Origin of the sequence: Flavonifractor sp. An52 (assembly GCF_002159385.1) — a bacterium.
Classification (GTDB): domain Bacteria; phylum Bacillota; class Clostridia; order Oscillospirales; family Oscillospiraceae; genus Flavonifractor; species Flavonifractor avicola.
In genome coordinates this window covers 35651-54259 of the sequence record NZ_NFIB01000009.1, presented here as the reverse complement: position 1 = coordinate 54259, position 18609 = coordinate 35651, and the positions used below count along the sequence as shown (strand labels likewise).

23 protein-coding genes are annotated in these 18609 nt (G+C 60.1%); 10 read left to right on the top strand and 13 right to left on the bottom strand.

Features of this window, described 5'->3' with window-relative positions; all coding sequences use genetic code 11:
- Nucleotides 1-23 precede the first annotated feature (23 nt).
- Together B5G06_RS05145 and uvrA are read left to right on the top strand one after the other, a co-directional pair.
- Nucleotides 24-1037: an aldo/keto reductase gene (locus B5G06_RS05145; RefSeq protein WP_087188020.1), complete on the top strand. Its 1014-nt coding sequence runs from the start codon at nucleotides 24-26 to the stop codon at nucleotides 1035-1037.
- A gap of 29 nt (nucleotides 1038-1066) precedes the next feature.
- Complete coding sequence (gene uvrA, locus B5G06_RS05140; RefSeq protein ID WP_087188019.1) at nucleotides 1067-3892, top strand: excinuclease ABC subunit UvrA; 2826 nt, start codon at nucleotides 1067-1069, stop codon at nucleotides 3890-3892.
- A 45-nt stretch (nucleotides 3893-3937) separates the two neighbouring features.
- On the opposite strand, the gene B5G06_RS05135 is transcribed toward uvrA, so the two are convergent.
- Nucleotides 3938-4393, bottom strand: a complete 456-nt coding sequence (locus B5G06_RS05135) for a pyridoxamine 5'-phosphate oxidase family protein (protein WP_087188018.1) — start codon at nucleotides 4391-4393, stop codon at nucleotides 3938-3940.
- Nucleotides 4394-4557: 164 nt separating this feature from the next.
- Here B5G06_RS05135 and B5G06_RS05130 point away from each other — a divergent pair, with 164 nt between their 5' ends.
- From B5G06_RS05130 to B5G06_RS05120, 3 genes are read left to right on the top strand one after another with little or no spacing between them, the layout of a single operon-like run.
- Entirely contained in the window at nucleotides 4558-4920 is a 363-nt protein-coding gene (locus tag B5G06_RS05130; protein WP_087188017.1) for an ArsR/SmtB family transcription factor, read from the top strand.
- Nucleotides 4921-4933: 13 nt separating this feature from the next.
- Complete coding sequence (locus B5G06_RS05125; protein ID WP_087188016.1) at nucleotides 4934-5152, top strand: cation transporter; 219 nt, start codon at nucleotides 4934-4936, stop codon at nucleotides 5150-5152.
- A gap of 33 nt (nucleotides 5153-5185) precedes the next feature.
- A complete protein-coding gene (locus tag B5G06_RS05120; RefSeq protein ID WP_087188015.1) occupies nucleotides 5186-7036 on the top strand; it encodes a heavy metal translocating P-type ATPase in 1851 nt (616 codons plus the stop codon).
- Nucleotides 7037-7080: 44 nt separating this feature from the next.
- Here the strand turns inward: B5G06_RS05120 and B5G06_RS05115 are convergent, their stop codons facing one another.
- A complete protein-coding gene (locus tag B5G06_RS05115) occupies nucleotides 7081-8193 on the bottom strand; it encodes an S-layer homology domain-containing protein (protein ID WP_087188014.1) in 1113 nt (370 codons plus the stop codon).
- A complete protein-coding gene (locus B5G06_RS05110; protein ID WP_087188013.1) occupies nucleotides 8190-8822 on the bottom strand; it encodes a redox-sensing transcriptional repressor Rex in 633 nt (210 codons plus the stop codon). Before B5G06_RS05110 ends, B5G06_RS05115 begins: the two co-directional genes overlap by 4 nt.
- A 128-nt stretch (nucleotides 8823-8950) precedes the next feature.
- Here B5G06_RS05110 and B5G06_RS05105 point away from each other — a divergent pair, with 128 nt between their 5' ends.
- The 5 genes from B5G06_RS05105 (at nucleotide 8951) to B5G06_RS05085 (ending at nucleotide 11896) form a co-directional block, all read left to right on the top strand.
- The gene (locus B5G06_RS05105) at nucleotides 8951-9340 is read left to right on the top strand and encodes a spore cortex-lytic protein (RefSeq protein ID WP_087188012.1); all 390 of its coding nucleotides are present in this window, start codon (nucleotides 8951-8953) and stop codon (nucleotides 9338-9340) included.
- A gap of 12 nt (nucleotides 9341-9352) precedes the next feature.
- Complete coding sequence (locus tag B5G06_RS05100; protein ID WP_087188011.1) at nucleotides 9353-10573, top strand: peptidoglycan-binding protein; 1221 nt, start codon at nucleotides 9353-9355, stop codon at nucleotides 10571-10573.
- A complete protein-coding gene (locus B5G06_RS05095) occupies nucleotides 10570-11103 on the top strand; it encodes a peptidoglycan-binding domain-containing protein (RefSeq protein WP_242955354.1) in 534 nt (177 codons plus the stop codon). The genes B5G06_RS05100 and B5G06_RS05095 overlap by 4 nt, the downstream gene beginning before the upstream one ends.
- A 173-nt stretch (nucleotides 11104-11276) precedes the next feature.
- Nucleotides 11277-11480, top strand: a complete 204-nt coding sequence (locus tag B5G06_RS05090) for a helix-turn-helix transcriptional regulator (protein ID WP_087188010.1) — start codon at nucleotides 11277-11279, stop codon at nucleotides 11478-11480.
- On the top strand, nucleotides 11477-11896 hold the full coding sequence (locus B5G06_RS05085) for a hypothetical protein (RefSeq protein WP_087188009.1): 420 nt from the start codon (nucleotides 11477-11479) through the stop codon (nucleotides 11894-11896). The genes B5G06_RS05090 and B5G06_RS05085 overlap by 4 nt, the downstream gene beginning before the upstream one ends.
- A 39-nt stretch (nucleotides 11897-11935) precedes the next feature.
- Here the strand turns inward: B5G06_RS05085 and hisE are convergent, their stop codons facing one another.
- From hisE to hisZ, 10 genes are read right to left on the bottom strand one after another with little or no spacing between them, the layout of a single operon-like run.
- Nucleotides 11936-12265: a phosphoribosyl-ATP diphosphatase gene (hisE, locus tag B5G06_RS05080; RefSeq protein ID WP_087188008.1), complete on the bottom strand. Its 330-nt coding sequence runs from the start codon at nucleotides 12263-12265 to the stop codon at nucleotides 11936-11938.
- The gene (gene hisI, locus B5G06_RS05075; RefSeq protein WP_087188007.1) at nucleotides 12262-12591 is read right to left on the bottom strand and encodes a phosphoribosyl-AMP cyclohydrolase; all 330 of its coding nucleotides are present in this window, start codon (nucleotides 12589-12591) and stop codon (nucleotides 12262-12264) included. Before hisI ends, hisE begins: the two co-directional genes overlap by 4 nt.
- Before the next feature lie 9 nt (nucleotides 12592-12600).
- Nucleotides 12601-12843, bottom strand: a complete 243-nt coding sequence (locus B5G06_RS05070) for a hypothetical protein (RefSeq protein ID WP_087188006.1) — start codon at nucleotides 12841-12843, stop codon at nucleotides 12601-12603.
- Nucleotides 12844-12865: 22 nt separating this feature from the next.
- Entirely contained in the window at nucleotides 12866-13621 is a 756-nt protein-coding gene (hisF, locus tag B5G06_RS05065; RefSeq protein WP_087188005.1) for an imidazole glycerol phosphate synthase subunit HisF, read from the bottom strand.
- Nucleotides 13615-14337, bottom strand: a complete 723-nt coding sequence (hisA, locus tag B5G06_RS05060) for a 1-(5-phosphoribosyl)-5-[(5-phosphoribosylamino)methylideneamino]imidazole-4-carboxamide isomerase (protein ID WP_087188004.1) — start codon at nucleotides 14335-14337, stop codon at nucleotides 13615-13617. Before hisA ends, hisF begins: the two co-directional genes overlap by 7 nt.
- Nucleotides 14334-14942, bottom strand: coding sequence for an imidazole glycerol phosphate synthase subunit HisH (gene hisH / locus B5G06_RS05055; protein ID WP_087188003.1), 609 nt, complete (start codon nucleotides 14940-14942; stop codon nucleotides 14334-14336). Before hisH ends, hisA begins: the two co-directional genes overlap by 4 nt.
- Nucleotides 14942-15517, bottom strand: coding sequence for an imidazoleglycerol-phosphate dehydratase HisB (hisB, locus tag B5G06_RS05050; protein WP_087188002.1), 576 nt, complete (start codon nucleotides 15515-15517; stop codon nucleotides 14942-14944). Before hisB ends, hisH begins: the two co-directional genes overlap by 1 nt.
- A 12-nt stretch (nucleotides 15518-15529) precedes the next feature.
- Nucleotides 15530-16804, bottom strand: coding sequence for a histidinol dehydrogenase (gene hisD, locus B5G06_RS05045; RefSeq protein WP_087188001.1), 1275 nt, complete (start codon nucleotides 16802-16804; stop codon nucleotides 15530-15532).
- Nucleotides 16801-17442: an ATP phosphoribosyltransferase gene (gene hisG / locus B5G06_RS05040; protein WP_087188000.1), complete on the bottom strand. Its 642-nt coding sequence runs from the start codon at nucleotides 17440-17442 to the stop codon at nucleotides 16801-16803. The genes hisD and hisG overlap by 4 nt, the downstream gene beginning before the upstream one ends.
- Nucleotides 17439-18608 carry an ATP phosphoribosyltransferase regulatory subunit gene (gene hisZ / locus B5G06_RS05035; protein WP_087187999.1) on the bottom strand — a complete coding sequence of 390 codons (1170 nt, stop codon included), beginning with the start codon at nucleotides 18606-18608 and terminating at the stop codon, nucleotides 17439-17441. Before hisZ ends, hisG begins: the two co-directional genes overlap by 4 nt.
- Nucleotide 18609: the final 1 nt, after the last annotated feature.

Below are 18609 nucleotides of genomic sequence, written 5' to 3'. Positions count from 1 at the left end.
TCATAAAAAGTGAGGTTTTTGTCATGAATTACGTCACACTTGGTAAAACTGGTCTTAAAGCTGCCCAGGTTTCCTTCGGCGGCATCCCGATCCAGCGTTCCGACGCCGCCAATACCAAGGCTGTGGTGGATAAGCTGGAGCAGTATGGCATGAACTACATCGATACCGCCCGAGGCTACACCGTGTCCGAAGAGTATCTGGGCGCCGCCCTGGAGGGCCTCCGGGATAAGTTCATCCTGGCTACCAAGTCCATGGCCCGGGACAAGGAGTCCATGGCCAAGGATATCGACATCAGCCTGAAAAACCTGCGCACCGACTACATCGACGTCTACCAGATCCACAACCTGCCCGAGGCTGAGATTGACAAGGTGTTTGGCGAAGGCGGTGCCTGGGAGGCACTGAAGGAGGCCAAGGCCGCCGGTAAGATCGGTCATCTGGGCGTCACCGCCCACAACGTGGATGCGCTGAAGAAGATGATCGAGCTCCACGGCGACAAGATCGAGACTGTCATGTTCCCCTACAACATCGTGGAGACCCAAGGCCACGAGGTATTGAAGAAGGCCAAGGAGATGGGGATCGGCACCATTGCCATGAAGCCCATGGCCGGCGGCAATCTGGACGACTGGAACCTGGCCCTGCGGTTCATTGCCGCCTCCGGCGTCATTGATATTTCCATCCCCGGCATGGGTTCCCCTGAGGAGGCCGACCGCAACGCTGAGGCCGCTGAGCACTTCTCCCCTCTCACCCAGGAGGAGCTGGCGGAATGCGACCGCATCCGCAAAGAGCTGGGCAACGAGTTCTGCCGCCGCTGCAACTACTGTGCCCCCTGCCCCAACGGCATCAGCATCCCCAACTGCTTCCTGATGGCCAACTACGCCCGCAAGTACGGCCTGGCCGACTGGGCCAAGGCCCGGTATGACGCCATGCAGTACCACGCCGGTTCCTGCGTCCAGTGCGGCGCCTGCGAGAAGCGCTGCCCCTACAACCTGCCCATCCGTGATATGCTGACCAAGGTGGCCGATCTGTTCGGCTATTGATCTTTTCCCCCCAAAGGAGTACCTGAACCATGCTCGACCATATTTCCGTCAAAGGCGCTCGCGCCAACAATCTGAAAAACATCGATGTGGACATCCCCCGTGACAAGCTGGTGGTGCTCACCGGCCTGTCCGGCTCGGGCAAGTCCTCTCTGGCCTTTGACACCATCTATGCCGAGGGACAGCGCCGCTATGTGGAGTCCCTGTCCTCCTACGCCCGGATGTTTTTGGGGCAGATGGAGAAGCCCGACGTGGACTACATCGACGGCCTCTCCCCCGCCATCTCCATCGACCAGAAGACCACCTCCAAAAACCCCCGGTCCACCGTGGGCACCGTCACCGAAATTTATGACTACCTCCGTCTGCTGTGGGCCCGGGTAGGCACCCCCCACTGCCCCAAGTGCGGCAAGGAGATTAAGCAGCAGACCATCGACCAGATCATTGACCAGGTGCTGGAGCTGCCCGAGGCCACCCGCATTCAGGTCATGGCCCCGGTGGTCCGCGGCAAGAAGGGCACCCACCAGAAACTGCTGGAGGACGCCCGCAAGTCGGGCTACGTCCGCTGCCGGGTGGACGGCTCCCTGTACGACCTGACGGAAGAGATCGAGCTGGACAAGAATAAGAAGCACAACATCGAGATCGTGGTGGACCGGCTGGTCATCAAAGAGGATATCGCCCGCCGGCTCACCGACTCGGTGGAGGTGGCCTCCAACCTGGCCGGCGGCCTGGTTGTCATCAACATCGTAGGCGAGGACCGGGACATCATGTTCTCCCAGAATTACGCCTGTGAGGACTGCGGCATCTCCATCGAGGAGCTGTCCCCCCGTATGTTCTCCTTCAACAACCCCTTCGGTGCCTGCCCCACCTGTACCGGCCTGGGCTCTCAGCTGAAGGTGGACCCGGACCTCATCATCCCCAACAAAGAACTGTCCATCCTGGAGGGGGCCATCACCGCCTCCGGCTGGAACAACATCAAGGGGGATTCCATCTCCCGGATGTATTTTGAGGCTCTGTCCAAGAAGTACAACTTCAAGCTGACCACCCCTATCAAAGACCTGCCGCCGGAGATCATGGATATCATCCTCTACGGCACCAAGGGAGAAAAGCTGAAGCTGACCTATGAGCGGGAAAACGGCCACGGCACCCTGATGCAGCCCTTTGAGGGCATCATCAACAACCTGGAACGCCGTTATAAGGAGACCCAGTCTGACGCCATGCGCCGGGATCTGGAGGACTGCATGGGCGAACGCCCCTGTCCCGACTGCGGCGGCAAACGCCTGCGGAAGGAGGCTCTGGCTGTCACCGTGGGGGGCATCAACATCGACACCTTCTGCCGCAAGTCCGTGACCGAAGCACTAGACTTTGTGGACCACCTGGAGCTCTCCGATCAGAAAATGCTCATCGCCGACCGCATCCTGAAGGAGATCAAGAACCGGTTGGGCTTCCTCCAGAGCGTGGGCCTGCAATATCTGACCCTGAGCCGGGCCGCCGCCACTCTGTCCGGCGGTGAGAGCCAGCGTATCCGCCTGGCCACTCAGATCGGCTCCTCCCTGATGGGGGTGCTCTACATCCTGGACGAGCCCTCCATCGGCCTGCACCAGCGGGACAACGACAAGCTGCTGGCCACGCTCAAGCACCTGCGTGACCTGGGCAACACCCTGCTGGTGGTGGAACACGACGAGGATACCATGCGTCAGGCCGACTATATCGTGGATATTGGCCCCGGCGCAGGCGTCCATGGCGGCCAGGTGGTGGCCTGCGGCACCGCCGAAGAGGTGATGAATATCCCCGGCTCCATCACCGGTGACTACCTGTCCGGCCGGAAGAAAATCCCCGTTCCGGCGGAGCGGCGGACCGGTAACGGCCACTTCCTCACGGTCAAGGGCGCGGCGGAGAACAACCTGCAAAATGTGGATGTGTCCATTCCTCTGGGTACCTTCACCTGTGTCACCGGCGTGTCCGGCTCCGGCAAATCCTCCCTGGTCAACGAGATTCTCTATAAGCGGCTGGCCGCCGACCTGAACCGGGCCAAAACCCGCCCCGGCAAGCACCGGTCCATCGAAGGCGAGGAATATCTGGACAAGATCATTGCCATCGACCAGTCCCCCATCGGCCGCACCCCCCGGTCCAATCCGGCCACCTACACCGGCCTCTTCAACGACATCCGGGACCTGTTCGCCTCCACCCCCGACGCCAAGGCCAGAGGCTACGGCCCCGGCCGGTTCTCCTTCAACGTGCGGGGCGGACGGTGCGAGGCCTGCCAGGGCGACGGTCTTATCAAGATCGAGATGCACTTCCTTCCTGATATCTACGTCCCCTGCGAGGTATGTAAGGGAAAGCGGTACAACCGGGAAACCCTGGAGGTACGCTACAAAGGCAAGAACATCTATGAGGTGCTGGATATGACGGTGGAGGAGGCCCTCCCCTTCTTCGAGCATCTGCCCCGGCTGTACAACAAGCTCCAGACCCTCTACGAGGTTGGTCTCAGCTATGTAAAGCTGGGCCAGCCCTCCACCGAGCTGTCCGGCGGCGAGGCTCAGCGGGTGAAGCTGGCCACCGAGCTGGCCAAGCGCTCCACCGGCAAGACCATCTATATTCTGGATGAGCCCACCACCGGCCTTCACACCGCCGACGTGCATAAGCTGATCGAGGTACTTCAGAAGCTGGTGGACGCGGGCAACACCGTGGTGGTCATCGAGCACAATCTGGACGTGATCAAGACTGCCGACCACGTCATTGATCTGGGCCCCGAGGGCGGCTCCGGCGGCGGCACTATTGTGGCCACCGGTACCCCAGAGGAAGTGGCTGTCTGCCCCGATTCCTACACCGGACAATACCTGAAGCGGATACTGAAATAAACAAGAATAACGGGACTGCTGCAATTGTCGCAGCAGTCCCGTTTGTCATCCTTGGTACAGACGCTTCCGCCCACTGACCTGCTCCAAATCAATCCGCCACACCGCGGTGCGGGGCAGGTGCTTCTCAATGACCTCCTCCACCCGTTCCGGGCAGTCGGGGGCATATTTTTTGCAGATGGCCCGCAGAGCTGCCTTCTGCTCCTCCGGGTCGGTCACCTCATGGGCGGTCCCACGGGCTACGGCGCTGGTGAACTCCGTCTCGTAGGCCGCCTGCACCACCCGCTGATGGCCTACAGCCGTCAGGCAGACCTGGGGGTGGAGTCTCAGGCAGTCCAGCTTTTCTCCCCCCAGCCTGGAGTGAAAATAGACCGCCTCCCCCACCCGAACGCCGTTAAGCGGCATACAATAGGGCAGCCCCTCAACGTCGTTTACCGCCAACACCATATATTCGCACCGGTCCAGGGCCTCCATGCCCACATCCCGTCCATCATCTCGCTTCATATCTATCCGTCCCTTCCGGCCCCAAGGGCCTGTTCTCTCCCCCATCATACCCCCGCCCGAGCCCCATCGCAAGAAAAACTTCCATTCCCTCTTGACATCCTGCCGAGCAAGTATATAATAATATATGAACAATAGCTCATATGTTATTAGAAAGGATGGTCGTCATGACAGACAGCAACGGCGTGGAACGGTGCGATTACAGCCACATCCACCAGGAGATCGTGGATAAAGTGGAGCGCACCATGCCGGAAGATGAAATTCTCTACGATCTGGCAGAGCTGTTTAAGATCTTTGGGGATTCCACCCGCATCAAGATCCTGTATGTGCTTTTTGAGTCAGAGATGTGCGTGTGCGACATCGCCAAGCTGCTGGGCATGACCCAGTCCGCCATCTCCCACCAACTGCGTGCTTTGAAGCAGAGCAAGCTGGTCAAATACCGCCGGGAGGGCAAAACCGTGTTCTACTCCCTGGCGGACGGCCATGTCCGCACCATTCTGGGCCAGGGCATGGAACACATTGCGGAATGAGAGGAGTTTCACCATGAAAAAGTCATTCAAACTGAGAGATCTGGACTGCGCCAACTGCGCCGCCAAGATGGAGGACGCCATTCGCAAGCTGGACGGGGTGAACAGCGCCACCGTCAGCTTTATGACCCAGAAACTGACCCTGGACGCCGACGACGCTCGGTTCGGCGAGATCCTCCAGCAGGCCGCCAAGGTCTGCAAAAAGGTGGAGCCCGACTGCACCATCGTGTTCTGATCCTGTCATCTGTGTGCAAAGGAGAGATGGATCATGACCAAAAAGCAAAAGCGGATGCTCATCCGCATTCTGGCCAGCGGGGTACTGTTTGTTGGGGCTGTACTGCTTCCCCTGTCCGGCTGGGCGGAGCTGGCGGTCTTTCTGGTCCCCTATGCCGTCATCGGCTGGGATGTGCTGTGGCGGGCGGTGCGCAACATCGCCCACGGGCAGGTATTTGACGAGAACTTCCTCATGGCCCTGGCCACCATCGGCGCACTTGCCATCGGCGAATACCCGGAGGCCGTCTTTGTTATGCTGTTCTATCAGGTAGGCGAGTGGTTCCAGAGCTATGCGGTCAACCGGTCCCGCACCTCTATCGCGGCTCTGATGGACATCCGCCCCGACTACGCCAACATCGAGGTGGACGGCCAGCTGCAGCAGGTGGACCCGGAGGAAGTATCTGTGGGAGACGCCATTGTGATCAAGGCTGGGGAGCGGATTCCCCTGGACGGCGTGGTGTTGGAGGGAACCTCCACCCTGGACACCGCCGCCCTCACCGGCGAGTCCCTCCCCCGCCAGGTCCAGCCCGGCGACGATGTGGTCTCCGGCTGTGTCAACCTGTCCGGCCTGCTGAAAGTCCAGGTCACCAAGGCTTTTGAGGAGTCCACCGTATCCAAGATCCTGGACCTGGTGGAGAACGCCAGCAGCAAAAAGGCCAAGGCGGAGCACTTCATCACCCGATTTGCCCGGTACTATACCCCCATTGTGGTACTGGCTGCCGTGGCTCTGGCCCTCCTGCCTCCCCTCTTCACCCAGGTGAGCTGGCTGGATTCCATTCAGCGGGCGCTCAATTTCCTGGTAGTATCCTGCCCCTGCGCCCTGGTGATCTCGGTGCCGCTCTCCTTCTTCGGCGGCATCGGCGGGGCCTCCCGGGCCGGTATTCTGGTCAAAGGAGGCAACTACCTGGAGGTGCTGGCCAAAACGGAAATCGTGGTCTTTGACAAGACCGGCACCCTGACCCAGGGCGTCTTTAACGTCACCGCCATTCATCCCGATCACTGTGACCAGAGCCAGCTGCTGGAGCTGGCCGCCCTGGCGGAGGCCTCCTCTGATCATCCCATCTCCCGCTCTCTGCTGGAGGCCTGGGGCCAGCTGCCCGACCGCAGCCGGGTCACTCAGGCGGAAGAGCTGTCCGGCCGGGGCGTCCGCGCCATGGTGGACGGCAAGGTGATCTGCGCCGGCAACGACAAGCTGATGGATGAGATCGGCGTCACCTGGCACCCCTGCCACCATGTGGGCACCACGGTCCATGTGGCCGCCGACGGGGTCTATCTGGGGCACATCGTCATCTCCGACCAGGTAAAGCCGGACGCCCAACAGGCCATTACCGCACTGAAGGCGGCAGGAGTACGCAAGACTGTGATGCTCACCGGCGACGCCAAGCCTGTGGGCGAGGCGGTAGCCGCCCAGCTGGGGCTGGATGAGGTCCACACCCAGCTCCTCCCCACTGACAAGGTAGACCGGGTAGAGGGACTGCTGAAAGAGGTATCCCCCAAGGGGGCCCTGGCCTTCGTGGGAGACGGCATCAACGACGCCCCTGTCCTTTCCCGGGCGGATGTGGGCATTGCCATGGGCGCCCTGGGTTCCGACGCTGCCATCGAGGCGGCAGACATCGTCCTCATGGACGACAAGCCCTCCAAGCTGGCTCAGGCCATTGCCATCGCCCGCCGCACTCTGGCCATTGTCCGTCAGAACATCGTGTTTGCTCTGGGGGTAAAACTGCTGGTGCTGGTGCTCAGTGCTCTGGGCCTGGCCAATCTGTGGGAGGCCGTCTTTGCAGATGTAGGCGTCTCGGTCATCGCCATCCTCAATGCTATGCGGGCCATGCGCACCGCCAAGATGTAATAAAAAACGCGAGCCTTACGGCTCGCGTTTTTTGTGTTGTGCATTTAACTCAGACGCAGGGCGGAAACCTCGTTCAGCACGGTCTGCATGGTGGCCTTGTCATACCCGCCGTTGGAGGCAGTGCGGTCCAGCAGGATTCCGCCGTCCTTGGTGGGAGCAGAGAGGGCACACACCGACAGATAGACTACCTGGGCCCGCAGGAAGGTGCCGCTCTCCAGCATGGTGCGTTCACTCTGACGGATGGCACCCAGCGTTACCCCCGCCTCCATGGCAGTCTGCCAGGTAAAGTCAGGATTGGTGCCAGTCTCGGAATAACCCAGCGCCCGGAGCACAAAGGTCATATACTCCCCTGCCGTAATGGTGTTGTTGGGGGCAAAGACCAGCTGACCGGCGGCGTTGGTACCAATGCCGGTAGTGTAGCCCTTTTCATAGGCATAGGACAGATAGCGGTCGGCCCAACTGGGGCTGTCCACAAAGGGATTGGTTGCCGTACTGGACAGGGCGGCCTGTTCCTCCCCCAACAGGCGAATGAACATGACCAGGCCCTCCACCCGGACCGGCTGGCGCTCCAGCTCATAGCCGGAGCCGTAGGTGGCGCCGGTGCCCTTCAGAAGGCCCATCTTAGTCAGGCCGTCAGCCATAGCGTTATAATCTACGTTTCCGCTGGCGGAGAGGGTATAGCTCCCCTCCAGACAGAGGACTGCGGTATCAGAGGTCACAGTCACCGCCACAGCGGCGCTCTCCCCTGCCAGACAGCGGTGGCGTGCGGTAAGGCCGCCGCCTGAGGCCACCGTATTGCCTGCTGTGGCGTCCACCAGTATCCCGCCGGAGGCCGTAGCACTTCCTGCCAGCAGCATCACGCCGGAGCCGGAGGTAAGGGTCAGCACATCGCCCTTTTTAAAGCGCAGGTCATTGAGTCCGGACGTTCCGCCTGCTTGGGCCAAATATGCGGAATGCTCGCTGTTGAGCTGGTTCAGCGCCTGATTATAGACAGGTGCCGTCAATTCCTCCACCCGCTGCTCCGCCTGCTTCAGGGCCTCATCGGTAAACGTACCATTTACATAACTTTTGCTCACCAAAGACTGGTCGGCGGCTACCACCGCCCCGCAGCTCACCAGGATCACCCCGGCAAGCAAGATTGCCGCTGCTTTTTTCATGCGTCCTCCGAGATCATATAGCTGAGGGCCAACAGGCTGTCCGCAAAGTGAACATCTTCAATGACCACGCCCGGCGCCTCCACCGTCAGCTCGCTGTTAGTAAAATTCCAGATACCCCGTACACCGGCTCGCACCAGCCGACTGGCGGTGGTATTGGCAACGCTCCGGGGCACGGTCAATACACCGATGCTGGCCGGATGCTCCACCAGATACTCCTCCAGCCGATCCACATGATAAATGGGCACGCCAGAGCGAGTCTGGCCCACGATCTCCGGGGCCACGTCAAAGGCCGCGGCCAGCGCCACACCCGAGCGCTCAAAGTGGAAGTTCTCCATCAGGGCCCGGCCCAGATTGCCCGCGCCCAGAATAACCGCCGTATGTCCCCGGTTCATACCCAGGATATCAGAGATCTCATCCCGCAGTTTCTCCACGTTATAACCATATCCCTGCTGGCCAAATTCCCCAAAGCAGGACAGATCCTGCCGGATCTGGGAGGCTGTCAATCCCATGGAGCGGCCCAGAGCACTGGATGAAATACGCTCCACACCGGCCGTATGCAGGTCCGTCAAATGGCGGTAATACCGGGGCAGCCGCCGAATCACCGCACTGGACACCTTTTGCTTTCTCATGCGCCATCACACTCGTTCCAGAGGATATCTTTCCTATTCAGTTTACTCAAAACCGTCCCCGATGTCAACGCCTCACGGGCAATTCCTCCACCGACGGCATAGAGTGGAAAGAAAAGGAGGAATGCAACTTGGCCGCAACAGGAACCATTCTGACCCGGGTATTCACGTCCCGGGCCCAGATCCCGGTGGCAGGCGCCACCGTAGCTTTTACCCAGCGGGGCACCGAAGGCCGCCACACCCTGCTGGCCCTGCGGGTCACCGACGCCAATGGCCGCACCACACCGGTTCAGGTAGAAACACCTGACGCCTCAGCCAGCGAGTCTCCCGGCACTGTCACTCCCTTTGCCGTATGTGATATCTGGGCTGAGTCCCCGGGCTATGAACTGCTGGTGGTGGAGAACGTCCAGATCTTTGCCGGCACCCAGACCTTGCAGGAGTTGGAGCTCATCCCTCTGCCGGAGCAGTCTGCCACTCTGCTGCCGGAGGACCCGGTCAACGTACCGCCTCAGAATCTGTAAAGGAGGGATACCATGCCAGAATCGCTGCCCATTACCCCCTATGTGCCGCAATACATCACCGTTCATCTGGGCCCGCCGGGCTCCAGCGCGGAGAATGTGACGGTATCCTTTCCGGAGTATGTGAAAAACGTGGCCTCCAGCGAGATCTACCCCACCTGGGAGCCCGCCGCCCTCCAGGCCAACATCCTGGCCATCATCTCTTTCGCCCTCAACCGGGTATACACCGAGTTCTACCCAAGCCGGGGCTACCCCTTCAATATCACCTCCTCCACCGCCTACGACCAGAAATTTATCAAGGACCGTAACATCTTTGAAAATATCAGCCAGCTGGTGGATGAGATGTTCAACTCCTACATACGGCGCATCGGCTTTGTAGAGCCTCTGGCCGCCAAATTCTGCAATGGCACCACCGTCACCTGTGACGGGCTGTCCCAGTGGGGCAGCCAGGCCATGGCGGAACAGGGGGCGGACTATATGACCATCCTGCGCTCCTACTACGGCGATAACATTGAGCTGGTGACCAACGCCCCGGTCCAGGGCATCCGCTACTCCTACCCCGGCTATCCCATCCGCCGGGGAGACAGGGGCGAGGCGGTACAGCGCATCCAGGTCATGCTCAACCGTATCTCCCGGGACTACCCCGCCATTCCCAAGGTCTACCCGGTGGACGGGGTCTTTGGTCCCGCCACCGAGGCGGCGGTCAGGAAATTCCAGTCCATCTTTGATCTGACTCCCGACGGCATTGTGGGCAATTCCACCTGGTACAAGATGGTGTTCCTCTATGTGGGGGTGCTGGATCTGGCAGAGCTCATCAGTCAGGGGCAGACCTATTACCCCGGCAGCGGAAGCCAGCCCTTCCCCAACGTGCTGGCCGAGGGCGCCAGAGGTGATTCTGTACGGACCGTACAATATGTGCTGTCGGTGGTGTCGGAGTTCTACAGCAATATCCCCCGGGTGGCCATCGACGGCATTTACGGTCCCGCCACAAAAAATGCTGTCATCGCGGTGCAGCGTATGGCCGGCCTGCCCCAGGACGGCATCATGGGTCCCCAGACCTGGGCCGCCCTCTACCGGCTGTACGCTGGTATCGTGGACACGGTGGAGACCTACACCAATGTAATCCCGGAGCAATTCCGCCCCGACCTGCCCGAAAGCCAGGCCACCGGCTTGACTCAGTATCCCGGCCAGCCCATGACGCTGGGCTCCGCCGATGAGAGAGGAGTATCCGCATGATTGTGCCTCAAGAGATCCGCCTGATCGGCCAACCGGTCCGCAGCCTGCAAACCATGCTGCGGGAGCTGTCCTTCCTCTATGATTTTCTGCCGCGGCTCACTCCAGATGGGGTCTTTGGGGAGCGCACCCTGGAGGCCGTTATGCTCTTTCAGCGGGAATTTTTCCCGCCGGTCACCGGTCGGGTGGACCAGGCCACCTGGGACGCCATTGCCGCCCTCTACCTCCAAGCCAAGGCCCGGCTGAACGGTCCGCTCCCCTTCCGGGGCTACCCCCAGGGAGATTTCACTGTAAAGCCTGACCAGGACAGCGTTCATCTCTATCTGGTTCAGTCCATGTTCCGAGCCCTGGCCCGCCTCCTCAATGGCATCCAGTCCACCCCGGTCACCGGCCAGAACGATACCGCCACTCAGCATAATATCCGCTGGGTCCAGCAACTGGACGGCCGGCCCCAGACCGGCGTACTGGATCAGGACAGCTGGAATACCATCAGCCGGCTGTATACACTATTCGTCACCTACGGACAAAAATAAAAACTGGGCCGCACCAACATCGGCAGCCCCTATGCGTTCGCACAGCCTTCAAAAAGCAGCCGCTTTTCAGCGGCTGCTTTTTTACGGAAAAACGGAAAGTACACTTGACATTTCAAAGCATCGATGCTACACTTCAAATGTAAAGGACGCTTTCCATCCGAAGGAGGATGAACTTGAAAAATCGATTGGAAGAGCTGCGGAAAAGCAAGGGGATTAGTCAAGAGGAACTGGCCACGGCACTGGAGGTCTCCCGTCAGACCATAAGCTCGTTAGAAAAGGGCCGCTATAATCCATCCATTCTTCTAGCCTTCAAAATTGCGCGCTATTTTGGAATGATCATTGAAGATATCTTTCTTTATGAGGAGGAATTATTATGAAATATAAGATTGCTGTACTGGTTGGCATCCTCCTGGCGGGAGGGGGTCTGTTTTTGCTCAGAAGTTCCCTGGAACTTCAGGGTATTCTGCGCATCCTTCCCTATCTCTGCATCGGGGTGGGCTGCGGCTGCTTCGGACACAGTGCTGGGGAGCTGCTGAGCCGCCGGGCTTTGAAAAACGATCCATCGCTGCAAAAGCAGCTGGAGATTCAAAAAAACGACGAGCGCAATATAGCCCTTGATCACCGTGCCAAAGCCAAAGCCTATGATATGGGCATCTACCTCTATGGCGCACTGCTTGTGGCATTTGCTCTTATGGATGTTTCCCTGCCCTTGCTTCTGTTGCTGGTTGCCTGTTATCTATTTCTGGAGGGGTACTGCCTCTATTACCGCTTACGCTTCGAAAAGGAAATGTGACACATTAAAAAGGACCTGCCATTACGGCAGGTCCTTTTCTCAGGTCTCGTGGTCCACTGTCTTCATCTGTTTCAGATTGCCGATCTTATGGCTCCGACGCTCCAATTCGGCCAGCACCGCATCCAGGGGGATGTTCTGGTCGGCCATCATCACCATCAGGTGGTAGATGAGGTCGGAGATCTCCCCCACCGTCTCCTCCTGCTTGCCGTTCTTGGCAGCGATGATGGTCTCGGAGCACTCCTCCCCCACCTTCTTCAGGATTTTGTCCAGGCCCTTATCAAACAGGTAGCAGGTGTAGGACCCCTCCTGGGGATCGCTCTTGCGGCCCAGCACCACCTGGTACAGGTCCTGTAAAATGGTATCGCTCATGGTGTTTCCTCCCAAATCGTGTTAAAAAAGCAGCTGCGTGCTCCGGTATGACAGGTGGGGCCCTCCGGGGTGCAGAGATAGAGCAGGGTGTCGGTGTCACAGTCGGTGACCACCTTCTTCACATGGAGGAAGTGGCCCGAACTCTCGCCCTTGTTCCACAGTTTCTGGCGGCTGCGGGACCAGAACCACGCGGTTTTGGTCTTTAAGGTCAACTCTACCGCCTCTTTGTTGGTAAAGCCCAGCATCAAAATATCTTTGGTATCCGCGTCCTGGATGATGACGGGGATCAAATCGGATTTCTGAAACAAAAGGTCCAGATCCAGCATACTATCACCTCAAAACTCCCAGGGCGGCTTCTCCTCTTTCCAGTCCCAGGGATCTTCTCCTCCCCGCCGGTCCCGGCGGGCGGTCAGCTTGGTCTGCCCCGCCGATGTGCGAGACGCCGGTCGGCTGGTGGCCGGTCTTTGTTTGACCGGTTTCCGCATCTGGTTCCCGCCCGGCAATCGCTTTCCAGTCAACTGATTGACATTGTTTTCTCCGATCAGATCGGACACCAGATCAAAAATATTATCCAGCATACCATCTTCCCCCTTGTGTGAGTTATCGCACCGGGATCTGTCTGGTTTCAAGATACTCCTTTACCTGGGGCACTGTCAACTCCCCAAAATGGAATAAAGAGGCTGCCAGGGCCGCGTCGCACCCGGTCTCTTCAAATACCTCCGCAAAATGGGCCAGGCTACCGCAGCCACCGGAGGCAATCACGGGGATGGATACCGCATTGGTGACCGCTTTTGTCATGGCCAGATCAAAACCAGCCTTGGTTCCATCTGCGTCCATGGAGGTGAGCAAAATCTCTCCCGCTCCCAGGGCCTCGCCCTTCTTCACCCATTCGATGAGGTCCATGCCGGTGGGCTTGCGGCCTCCGGCCACCACCACCTCCCAGGTGCCGTCTCCCCGGGACCGGGCGTCCACCGCCAGCACCACGCACTGGGAACCGAACCGCTCCGCCGCTTCGGAAATCAGTTCAGGCCGGGCCACGGCGGCGGAGTTGACAGAGATCTTGTCCGCCCCTGCCCGCAGCAGCCGCTGGAAGTCCTCCAGAGTACGGATGCCACCCCCCACGGTTAGTGGGACAAAGACCTGAGCGGCGGTGCGTTCTACCACGTCGGCCACGGTATCCCGGGCATCACTGGTGGCGGTGATGTCAAGAAAGACGATCTCATCAGCTCCCTGATCGGAATAGTATTTGGCCAGCTCCACCGGGTCGCCGGCGTCTCGGATATTGACGAAGTTGACCCCCTTCACCACACGGCCGTCCCGCACATCCAGGCAGGGAATGATTCGTTTGGCTAACACTGCTCCCCCGCCTCCTTTACCGCTTGTGCCAGGTCCACCGTTCCGGCGTAGTAGGCCTTGCCGATGATGGCTCCGTACAACTCCATGCCGTTCAGCTTGGACAGGTCTCCGTTGGAGGCTACCCCGCCGGAGGCCACGATCTGACAGCTTACCGCTTCTTGCAGCGCAGCCAGCCGGTCAAAAGAAGGGCCGGACAACATCCCATCGGTGGCGATATCTGTAAAGATAATCGTCCTTACACCTATCGCCTCCATGGACTTGGCGAAGTCCAGGTAGTTGAGGCCGGAGGACTGCTCCCATCCGGCGGTCTTGACGATGCCGTCCATGGCATCAATGCCCACGGCAATGCGCTCGCCATACTTGGCAACCGCCTTTTTTACAAACTCCGGATGGCTGACGGCGGCGGAGCCGATCACGCACCGCCAAACTCCCAGGGCAAAGACCTCCTCCAGGTCGGCCATAGAGCGGATACCGCCCCCCAGCTCCACCTTCAGGCCAGAGTTCTGGGCCACCGCCTGCACGATGGCGCCGTTCTGCCGGGCTCCACTGCGGGCTCCGTCCAGGTCCACCATATGGATATGGCGGGCCCCGGCGTCATAAAAGGCCTTTGCAGTCGCCAGCGGATCATCCGCCACCTGGTGAGCCGTTGCGAAATCTCCTTTGTAAAGGCGGACAGCCTTACCATCTTTCAAATCAATGGCGGGAAATAAGATCATCTGTTCAGCCCTCCGAAGTTTTTCAGAATCTGCAAGCCCACCTCACCACTCTTCTCCGGGTGGAACTGGCAGCCGTACACGTTGCCCTTCTGCACCGCCGCCACCACCGGGATACCGTAGTCGGTCTGGGCGATAACGGTGGCCGGGTCAGCGGCCACGCCACAGAAGGAGTGGACAAAGTAGACGTAGCTACCCTCCTCCACCCCAGCAAACAGCGGAGACGGGTTGGGGTAGCTCAGGCTGTTCCAGCCGATGTGGGGCAGCTTAAGATTGGTCTCAATCTTACGGACACAGCCAGGTACAAGTCTAAGTCCTTTACACTCCCGCACCTCTTCACCCCGGTCGAAGAGCAGCTGCATTCCCAGGCAAATGCCCAGGATGGGTTTGCGTTCTGCCTGGGCCACCAGCACCTGGTCCAGACCGGTCCCCCGCAGCTTATCCGCCGCGTCGGGGAAGGCTCCCACACCAGGCAGGATGATGGCGTCGGCCAGCTCCAGCTCTTTTGGATCGCTGGTGATACAGGTTTTCAGGCCCAGGTAGTCCATGGCGTTGGTCACGCTCTTCAAATTGCCCACGCCGTAGTCCACGATAGCGGTATAACCCATCACAGCACCCCCTTGGTGGAGGTGACCCCGGTACCGGCAATCTGCACGGCCTCCTTGACCGCCACACCCAGGGACTTGAACAGGGCCTCAGTAATGTGGTGGGCGTTCTTTCCGTAGTGGCACTTCATATGTAAAGTTAATCCACTATTCACCGCGAAGGCCCTCATAAACTCCTCGGTAAGGCAGGAATCATAGGCCCCGATCATGGGTTGAGGCATCTCGGCGTCAAACACCAGAAAGGGCCGGTTGGAGAAATCCAGGGCGGTAAAGCACAGGGCCTCATCCATGGGGATGAAGGCAGAGGCAAACCGCCGGATGCCCTTCCGGTCCCCCAGTGCTTCCTTCATGGCCTGGCCCAGCACGATGCCTATATCCTCCACGGTGTGGTGCCCGTCCACCTCCAGATCGCCCTGGACATAGAGTTCCAGGCCCAGCCCACTATAGAAGGCGAAAGCCGTCAGCATATGGTCGAAAAAGCCGATGCCGGTGTGGACGTCCACCCCTCCTCCCTCCAGAGAGAGGGTCAGACGGATATCGGTCTCCTTGGTGGTGCGGGTCAGTTGGGCTGTTCTCATGGTCATTCTCCTTTACTCAAACCGCACCCTGATGGAATTGGCGTGGGCGGTGAGATGCTCCGCATTGGCCAGGGTGATGATCTGCTCCTTAATGGGACCCAAGCTGGCCTCGTCATATTGGATCACACTCATAGTCTTGAGAAAGCTGTCCACGCTGAGGGGCGAGAAGAACCGGGCGGTACCGCTGGTGGGCAGCACATGGTCGGGTCCGGCCAGATAGTCCCCCAGAGGTTCCGGGGACCAGGCGCCCAGGAACACCGCACCGGCGTTCTTGATAGAGGGCAGCAGGGCCCGGGGGTCCTCGGTGACGATCTCCAAGTGCTCCGGGGCTACCTCGTTGGCCAAGGCGGCGCAGTCAGCCAGACTATCGCACACGATGGCGCAGCCAAAGTCCCGCAGGGAGCACTCCATGATCTCAGAACGGTCCAGATAGCCAGTCTGGCGGATAATTTCAGCGTCCACCGCCTGGGCCAGTTCCATGGAATCGGTGAGCAGCACGGCGGAGGCCAGCTTGTCGTGCTCCGCCTGGCTCAGCAGGTCGGCGGCTACAAATTTGGGGTTGGCCTTGCCATCTGCGATAATCAATATCTCGGAAGGCCCTGCCACCATGTCGATGTCCAGCTTGCCATAGGCCTGCCGCTTGGCGGAGGCCACAAAGGCGTTGCCGGGGCCTACCAGTTTATCCACCCGGGGGATGAACCCGGCCCCGTAGGTCAGGGCCGCCACCGCCTGGGCGCCGCCTACAGCAATGACCCGGTCCACCCCGGCGATCTTGGCAGCGGCCAGCACAGCATCGTTCAGGTTCTCGGTGGGGGGCGTCACCATGACGATCTCCTCCACCCCGGCCACCTTGGCAGGCACCGCATTCATCATCACACTGCTGGGATAGGCTGCCGTGCCGCCGGGCACATAGATTCCCACCCGGGTCAGGCCACGGACCACCCTGCCCACCACGCCCCCGTCAGGGGAAGTCCACTCCATGGTATGGGTAAGCAGCTTCTCATTGTAATCCTTGATGTTGGCCGCCGCCCGCTCCAGGGCGGAAATCAGGTCCGCCGGGCAGCGGTCATAGGCCGCCTGGAGCTCCGCCTGGGAGATCTCACGGGGTTCAGCCTTATCAAAGCGGAGAGAATAGTCCCGCACCGCTTCAAAACCCTTCTCCCGGACCGTCTCCATAATCTCGGCTGCCGCCGCGTCAATGGCCTGGTTTGCCTGGGCCGCTCGGGCCTTCATGGCGCTGATAACCGCTTTTTCGGCCGCGCCGTCTGCTTTTACGATCTGAATCATGTCCGCTTCTCCAATTCTCCCTCACAACGGGCGATAAAGTCTTCAATCTGATTCTTGTACAGCTTCATGCTGGCGGTATTCACGATAAGCCGGGCAGACACCGGCGCTACATCCTCGATGGGAACCAGGCCGTTGGCCTTCAGAGTGGCTCCCGTCTCCACGATATCCACGATGGCGTCGGCCAGGCCCAGAATGGGGGCCAGCTCCACGCTTCCCTCGATTTTGATGATATCTACGTCCATACCCTTGCCGGCAAAGAAGGCACGGGTCACCTCCGGGTACTTAGAGGCGATGCGCCGGGTCTTGTAGGTACCATAGAAGTCGCTCCCCGCCTTGACAGCCAGGGCGAACCGGCATTTGCCGAAGCCCAAGTCCAGCACTTCATAGAAGGAGCCTCCCTTCTCCAGGATGGTGTCCTTCCCTACGATGCCCAGGTCGCAAACGCCGTGCTCCACATAGGTGATAACATCGGGGGCCTTGGCCAGCACCGCGTCCAGGGGGTAGTTGGGCACACAGTGGACCAGACGGCGTCCCGGGTCCTTGATGGGGGAGCAATCCAGCCCGGCCCCCTCAAAGAGCTCCATGCTCTTGTCCAGCAGCCGCCCCTTGGTAATGGCGATCTTCAGCCGCTCACTCATACCCGCACCGTCCTTTCTCCGTCCTTATCCAAAACCAGCACCATCTCCGCGCCCTTGTCCCGGGCCAGATTCAGGCTGGACTCCAACGTCCGGCAGGGGGACAGCTCACAGGTACCGGCAGGGCGGCCATCCACCGCCTCCAGAGCCTGGGCCAGATAGCCCGGCTCATAGTGGACCACGGTGCGCAGCACCGGCAGCACCATCTCAGGCAGGGTGCGGGCCACCGCGTCCACGTCCACGGCAAAGCCGGTGGCCTGGGCCTCCCGGCCAAAGATACCCACCAGGTTATCGTACCGACCGCCGGAGAGCACAGCGTCCCCCGCTCCCTCTACATAGCCCCGGAAGACTACGCCGGTGTAATAGTCGATCTGGTGGACCATACCCAGATCGAAGCGGATATAGGGGCCGTAGCCCGCGGCGGACAGCTCGTCATACAGCTCGGACAGGTAGTCCACCGCCGGGGTCTTCCCCGCCAGCTTCTCTGCTTGACCCAGCACCTCCACCCCGCCAAAGAGGCGGCTGAGCTGTTCCAGGGCGGCGCAGGCCGGGTTGCCCCGGTAAGGCTCCAGGAAATCCTTCAGGGCCGCGAAGTTCTTGCCCTCGATGAGGGCCCGGATCTCCTCCACGGCGGAATTCTCCAATTCCAGCCGACCTGCCAGCTCCCGGAAGTACCCGGCGTGACCCAGCTCAACATGGAACTTGGGGGCTCCGCAGCACCGCAGGGCATCAATGGCGGTAACAATGATCTCCACGTCCGCCTTCTTCCCTTTTGCACCGATGAGCTCCACCCCGCACTGGGGAATCTCCCGGCTGCCGCCGTTGTGGGCGGGGTTGGCGCGGTACACTGTCTGATCGTAGTACAGCCGCTGAGGCATGGCCACCGCCTTCAGTTTGGTGGCCGCTACCCGGGCAATGGGGGTGGTGGAGTCGGGCCGCATGACGCAGAACTTACCGCTGGGGTCCCCTACTTTGATCATGCGCTCCTGGGGAATAGCGCTGCCCGACCGGGCAAAGAGATCATAGAACTCGGTCTCCGGGGTGGAGACCTCCAGAAACCCCCGCTGACGGAACAGGCGGGTTAGCTTAGCCTGGACCTGCCGCCGCTCCTGACACTCGGCAAACAGCCGGTCCCGGGTTCCTTCGGGGGTGTTGATGTTAAATTTCATG